This window comes from Limnohabitans sp. DM1 (genome assembly GCF_001269385.1).
Taxonomy (GTDB): domain Bacteria; phylum Pseudomonadota; class Gammaproteobacteria; order Burkholderiales; family Burkholderiaceae_C; genus Limnohabitans_A.
Map to the genome: position 1 here is coordinate 34,735 of NZ_CXOO01000013.1, position 6,162 is coordinate 40,896.

At 54.3% G+C, this 6,162-nt stretch carries 7 protein-coding genes and 1 pseudogene; 6 read left to right on the forward strand and 2 right to left on the reverse strand.

From position 1 onward, the window contains the following. The first annotated feature begins 78 nt into the window (after positions 1-78). The 4 genes from AMM33_RS04950 (at position 79) to AMM33_RS04965 (ending at position 1,759) form a co-directional block, all read left to right on the forward strand. Positions 79-693: a class I SAM-dependent methyltransferase gene (locus tag AMM33_RS04950; protein WP_090139278.1), complete on the forward strand. Its 615-nt coding sequence runs from the start codon at positions 79-81 to the stop codon at positions 691-693. Between the two features lie 82 nt (positions 694-775). Beyond that, positions 776-1,054, forward strand: coding sequence for a type II toxin-antitoxin system RelE/ParE family toxin (locus AMM33_RS04955; protein WP_090139279.1), 279 nt, complete (start codon positions 776-778; stop codon positions 1,052-1,054). A 5-nt stretch (positions 1,055-1,059) separates the two neighbouring features. Continuing rightward, positions 1,060-1,347, forward strand: coding sequence for a HigA family addiction module antitoxin (locus AMM33_RS04960; protein WP_228767968.1), 288 nt, complete (start codon positions 1,060-1,062; stop codon positions 1,345-1,347). A 7-nt stretch (positions 1,348-1,354) separates the two neighbouring features. Continuing rightward, positions 1,355-1,759: a YkgJ family cysteine cluster protein gene (locus tag AMM33_RS04965; RefSeq protein ID WP_019430691.1), complete on the forward strand. Its 405-nt coding sequence runs from the start codon at positions 1,355-1,357 to the stop codon at positions 1,757-1,759. A 176-nt stretch (positions 1,760-1,935) separates the two neighbouring features. On the opposite strand, the gene AMM33_RS04970 is transcribed toward AMM33_RS04965, so the two are convergent. Continuing rightward, the gene (locus tag AMM33_RS04970) at positions 1,936-3,258 is read right to left on the reverse strand and encodes an ISL3 family transposase (protein ID WP_090139281.1); all 1,323 of its coding nucleotides are present in this window, start codon (positions 3,256-3,258) and stop codon (positions 1,936-1,938) included. Positions 3,259-3,501: 243 nt separating this feature from the next. On the opposite strand from AMM33_RS04970, the gene AMM33_RS21775 reads away from it, so the two are divergent. Next, positions 3,502-4,590 carry a flagellar biosynthesis protein FlhF gene (locus AMM33_RS21775; RefSeq protein ID WP_194945247.1) on the forward strand — a complete coding sequence of 363 codons (1,089 nt, stop codon included), beginning with the start codon at positions 3,502-3,504 and terminating at the stop codon, positions 4,588-4,590. A 269-nt stretch (positions 4,591-4,859) separates the two neighbouring features. Here the strand turns inward: AMM33_RS21775 and AMM33_RS04985 are convergent, their stop codons facing one another. Beyond that, positions 4,860-5,720 carry a ShlB/FhaC/HecB family hemolysin secretion/activation protein gene (locus AMM33_RS04985; protein ID WP_194945248.1) on the reverse strand — a complete coding sequence of 287 codons (861 nt, stop codon included), beginning with the start codon at positions 5,718-5,720 and terminating at the stop codon, positions 4,860-4,862. A gap of 60 nt (positions 5,721-5,780) precedes the next feature. Here AMM33_RS04985 and AMM33_RS04990 point away from each other — a divergent pair. Further along, positions 5,781-6,125, forward strand: a pseudogene (locus AMM33_RS04990) (transposase); the annotation flags it as partial. Between the last annotated feature and the right edge of the window lie 37 nt (positions 6,126-6,162).

A 6,162-nucleotide genomic window follows, 5' to 3' on the forward strand; every position in this document is an offset into this window, starting at 1 on the left:
CCGTGCGCGATGGGTGTGACACAAGGCCTGAAAAACTTTGCTCTCGGTGTTGAGTGAACACGGCAGGAGGCCGTTGCCATGAATGTTTATGACCGCTACGTCTTGCCATACCTGATCGACTTCGCTTGTGGCCTGCCCATGGTGCAGGCGCAGCGCCGCCAGCTGGTGCCCCAGGCGCAGGGCCGGGTGCTGGAGATTGGCATGGGCACCGGGCGCAATTTGCCTTTTTATGACCGCAACCGAGTGACCCGCCTGGTGGGTGTAGACCCGGCCATGCAGATGCACCGCTTGGCCCAAAAGCGCAGCCAAAAGGCAGGCATCGCAGTCGAGCTGATGGGTCTGTCGGCCGAGCAGTTGCCCACAGCAGACGCCAGCTTTGACACCGTGGTCTGCACTTACACCTTGTGCAGCATTCCGGATGCGGCGCAGGCCCTGCGCGAGATGCGACGGGTGCTGGTGCCGGGCGGAAAACTGCTTTTTTGCGAGCACGGCCGCGCACCGGATTCGGGTGTGCGCCGTTGGCAAGAGCGCTTGCAGCCCCTCTGGGGGCCGCTGGCCGGAGGTTGTCAGCTGGGGCGCGACATTCCCGCCATGCTGCAAGAAGCGGGCTTTGCCGCCCAAACGCAATCGGCCTATCTGGCAGGGCCGCGACCCATGACTTTTCATTACTGGGGCCAGGCGCAAGCGGCCTGAAAACGATTGCAGAAAGCCGTGAAGCAGTTGCGTGGATTCGCCCTCATTCGTTGCGTGGTGCGCAACATGCTAAAGTCCAGCCATGATCAAGTCGTTTCGACACAAAGGCTTGCGCAGTCTGTTTGAGTCAGGCAAGGGGGCCGGTGTTCTAGCCAGCCATGTCAAGCGCTTGCGCATGCAATTGGCAGCGCTGGACACCGCGCAAGTCATCGACGACATGGACATTCCGGGATTTCGTTTGCACTCACTCAAAGGCGAGATGCGCGGGCGGTGGTCCATCACCGTCAACGGCAATTGGCGCTTGACCTTTGAGTTTGAAGATGGCAACGCCTACATATTGGATTACGAGGACTACCACTGATGGCCATGCACACACCCCCTCATCCTGGTGAATTCATCCAGGAAGTCTACCTTGATCCGCACGGCATTTCCGGCAGGGAATTGGCTGAAAAACTCGATGTGGCTCCGTCTACCTTAAGCCGCATACTCAAGGGCAGCAGCCGGGTCACGCCCGAGATGGCGCTGCGTCTGTCCAAGGCTTTGGGCCGCACGCCCGAAAGCTGGTTGAGCCTGCAAGATGCCCATGATCTTTGGATCGCTCGTCAAAACGTGGACATGAACCGCGTGGTGCCTTTGCAGTTTTCTGCGGTCTGAGCACGCCATGAGATCCCCCATTGCCGTTGTCGACGTTGACCGTTGTGAAACCTGGACCCGTTACAAAAACGGTTTGTGCGACACCTGCGCGGCCAATTGCTGCACCATGCCGGTCGAGGTCAAGCTGGCCGATCTGGTGCGTCTGGAATTGGTGGACCCGTTTGAGGCCGAGCACGAAGACCCCAAACAGATCGCCAAACGCCTGTCCAAAGCCGGGCTGATCGAGCACTTCAACTTCAAGAACAGCATCTTCAGTTTGGCACGCCGCGCCAGTGGCGACTGCCAGTTTCTCGATGCCAAGACGCGCCGCTGCACCGTGTATGACAAGCGTCCCAACACCTGCCGCCTGCACCCGCAAGTGGGGCCACGTCCCAACCACTGCCCTTACGGTAACAAAGCGCAGTCGCGTTGAACGGCGGTTTGCTCAAACGAGCTTGGGCGTCTTGTCCATTAAAGCGGATGAGGAAATGCTCCTATTTCTTTTCTCCCATCTTTTGGAAAACGCGCTCAAATACAACCATACCAACAGCCCTGTCTTTGTCGATACGAGTTTGATCGGCTCTATGCCGTTTAGTGTGGAACTTGACATCAAAGGCAGCGGTGGATTAGCACGTTGTATTTGGGCACAGCCCGCTCCAGCGGGTTGCTTGGCAGATGCTTGAGCTTGGACATCCGCAAATACGCAATGGCGATAAAGTTGCTTGCAGTTTTGAAGCCACGCGCGGCGCGTTTAGCCTGTTGGAGCAAACCATTCATGGCCTCCACATAAGCATTGCTGCGGTTGTCCAGCATGCCCCGCACCACTGCGTCCAAGCGCTGCTTTAATGTGCTGGCCAACTTCTTAAAGGGTGCCAGACGACAGCGCGCGGCCCAACTCAGCCACGCCTTCAATTCAGACTTGGCTTGTGTCGCGTTGTTGTGCCTGGCCGCATTGGCATAAACCGTACGCAGCGCCATCTTCAGCCGCCACGCGCGGGCACTCCTCAAGGTGGAATGCTGCAGCCAGTGCATGGCGTTGGTCTGCTTGACGCTCCAGCCATCAGGATTGCGGCGCATGCCCCAGGTCAGACTCTTGAGCAATTTGCGGTCGTTGTCACCCAATGCAGCCTTGATCGCTTGGGGCTGGGTGCTTGTCTCGTGGCGTCGCACCTCGTCCATGGCCTCATTGGCCATCGCCACCACATGAAACCGGTCATAACTGATTTGCGCTTGCGTCAAGGCTTGCGCAACCCCTTTGGCGTAGGCTGCGCTCATGTCCTGACAAACGTGCGAGACTTGCTCTGGTTTGCCACCGTGCGCTTGAAGGTCTTGCGCAAAGTTGACGACCGTTTGATGGTCTCTTCCTTCACAGGCAAACAGCAGGCGCTTCTTGTCAAGGTCATGCACCACGGTGATGTAATTTTGACCCTTGCGCAGGCTGGTCTCATCGATGCCGATAACGCGCACCGCCGACATATCGTCGAGCGTGCGGGCCGCTCCCACGTAGTGTTCAATGCGCCGCCACAGCTGTTTGTCGGTGCAGCGCAGCAGTGCAGCGGCTTGGCGCACGGGCAGCTCCCGGCACAAAGACAAAGCCAGCGCTTCAAACAATGCAGTGAAACCACTGCCCTCGCGCGCCCAGGGGACCTGTGCCTGTGTTGTCTTGCCGCAGCCACTGCAGGCCACGCGTGGCACCTCGGCGTGCAGCCAGGCTTCGTATTGGAAGAAGTCCAAGTGCCGCCATTGGCGTTTTTGTCGGTCATGAATGCCTTGATCGAGCAAGCCACACACGGGGCAGGCCAGACGCTTGGCATCACAGGTGAGATCAAAGTCAATGCGACGGCGGGCCGTGTCAAGGTTGACGTTTTCAACGCGCCACGGGGCAGACAAGCCCAGCGCACTGGTGAACAAAGATTCGATTCCAATAGCCATTTACGGATCTTCAGTTGATGAACGGACATCCGCCATGAGGATTTGTGAGCAGCCGACTGCGCCTGTTGCCAACAAACACCACCGGGCTCGGTTGCTGCATTGTATTTTTCAAGTCAAGTTCCACACGGAATGACGAAGAGCCGGTGGAAGCGGCATCAAAACAGTGCGTAGTCAGCATTTTTGGATAAAATATGAAAAGCAAATAAGTTATTCAGATATTTAAAAACAAGAAGGGCAGGACTCATGAAAAAATCATTCATCGCCTTGAGCATCTTGATTTCCCAATCATTCAATTTGCATGCACAGGAAATTTGCTCATACACGACCAAAATATCAGCCAAAGACAAAATCGACAGCTCTGGCGTTTCGCTGCTCAACAGCAACACACGTGTTACTTTGGCATTATTTATTTTACAAGACCGAGCCAACTTTTACAGATTCAACCAAAAAGATGCAGAGGATGAAGCAGATTGCAAATTCTCATCCATAAAAGAGCGATCAAAAATAAAATCACCCAACAGAATACTGAAAGCCTCACCTGAATTGATTCAGAAAATGATCGATGAAGAATTGATCGTCAGAGTCGCCGTTCTTGAAAATGGTCTGGAAATTACCGAAATTGCAAAATCGGATGTTCCCATCGTCACCACTGCACCCATACCGGCAACAGCGCAAATCCAGACAAAGTCGATGGTACAAGCAGCAAGTCCACCGGAACCTGAGGCGGTTGAAAAATCTGAACCACCGGCAGCGCTACGACCTGGCCAATCTGCTCAAGTCAATCCGGCACCGGGATCGGCCAAGCCGCCGCAAGACACAACCGGGACACCTGCTCCTGCCCCTGCGCAACTTCAAGACGCTGCTCAGCCCAAATCACCACAAAGTACATCCCTCATCCCATCTCAAGAGATGGTTCCTGCAGCCAGACAATCAGACGCTCGAACTGAAGGCCCATCCGCGCCGAAATTCTTTCCTTCGGCACCACGGTACAGCAATGAACAAGCCATTCTGTTCTACAACGTTTTTTCGAGACACTATTTATTGGCTATGTCCCTTGATGCCGCCGCAGCATCCAATTGTGCAAAAGAAATCAAGAATTACCCCGCAGGTGGCTTTGCATTCAATTCACGAATGAACATCATTGATTTCTTCAACAAACAAAATCAATCCAATTTTGGAAGTCAATTGATCAATGAAATTATTCTGAATACCCAAATGGAGAGAATCCAATTTGATGAATTATTCAGAAACACAGACAACTGCACCCTGACCGTAACCAAAGGGGAATTTGCTTACGAATTAAGCAACAATAATTTTGGATTCAAAAACTGAAAAACTAATCGGTGGGAAACACAAGTGAAGTGCAACACCTGCCAACCGTGTAAGGTCCGCAGATGCAAAACACCCCGCCCAATCGCTATCGCCAGCTCCAACGCAAGCCAGTTGCTTCAGAAGCACACACAATGTTCGGTTGACAAAGTGCCCAAGCGCACGCCCTGCACCATCACTGTGGAGCTTCACCGTAACAGCACCGCCTGGGTGTGTGTCAGTCCCCCCCCGGGGTGTGCAGCCACCCCCATGTTGGCCGCCGCGCCTGAGCTTCAGAAGCGATATCCGGCTGTACCTGTCACCCGAGGTTTAGGATCGCTGGACATATCAGCCACAGGCTTGCCACCTTGTTTGCGCCAGGCTGCCGAAACATCCAAGCTGAACTTATCCCGGTTGTAACGCAGACCCAAGCCCACACCGGCAAGCTTGCGAACGTCTGCAGGCAAAGTGTCAGTAGGCTCGGCATACACGCTGACTCGACCGCTGTCATAAAACACATACGGCGAATAAGCACCATCGGTGTAGCGCAATTCCACTTGCGTGAAGTAGCCACTATCGCCGGCCCCCTCACCCTGAGGGTAAGCGCGGACAGCATTGGCCCCACCGAGGAAAAGATCCTCCGAGGAGTCCAGATTCTTCCTCGTAAACTGGCCCGAATATTTGAAAAAGGCACTGAAACGTGGTGACAAGGACTGAATGCGCACCAAATCCAAAGAAGTTTTCTTGAACTCGCCGACGGTATTTGCGAAATCATTCAAATTACTCATATTCCCCACTGTATAAGTCAACGCGCCATAAGTCAGACCGCCACCTGCAAATGAATCGCGCAGATCAAAGTTGACGGCAAAAACGCCAGCTGTACTGGATTTCTGGAGTTTGGTTTCAGTCGTGCGGTAAAAATCCATCAACTCTTTCCGCTGCAGGGTCATGCTGGCATAAAGGTTGGTCTGTTGAGAGCGAACCACGGGGTAAGAAATTCCACCGGAGATCATGTCCGATATACCCAAGGCGTCGAGCGCAGCAAACTCCTTACCCAAAACATACCGGGTTCGGCTGACTGCGAAATTGGCCTTCAAGCGGTCTGCCGGTGGCGTGTTATCGGGCACTAGCAGGCTGCTGAAATACTGACTCACTGAAAGCGTCAATTCAGCTGCGCGTTCGAGAATTCAGGCATCACAAAAAAACAGTTTGACATGCGCGGCGCAGACACCTTTACCGAGAGCTTGTTTCTGATGAAACGGCTGGATGATTTCGTACCTGCTGGACACCCTTTGCGAGCCATCCGTGAGATGGTCAATAAAGCACTGGTGGCCATGGACGGCTTGTTTGCGGACATGTATGAAGCTGACATCAAAGGCGGTCGCCCTAGCGTTGCCCCCGAGAAGCTATTGCGCGCCATGCTGCTGCAGGTGCTCTACAGCGTGCGCTCGGAGCGCATGCTCAKGGAGMAAATTCAGTACAACATGCTCTTTCGCTGGTTGGTAGGACTGGCAATGGACGAGGTAGTCTGGGTGCCCACGTACTTCACCAAGAATAGATCGGAAGAGAGCCCGCTGAACCTACCGTAAAACAGTG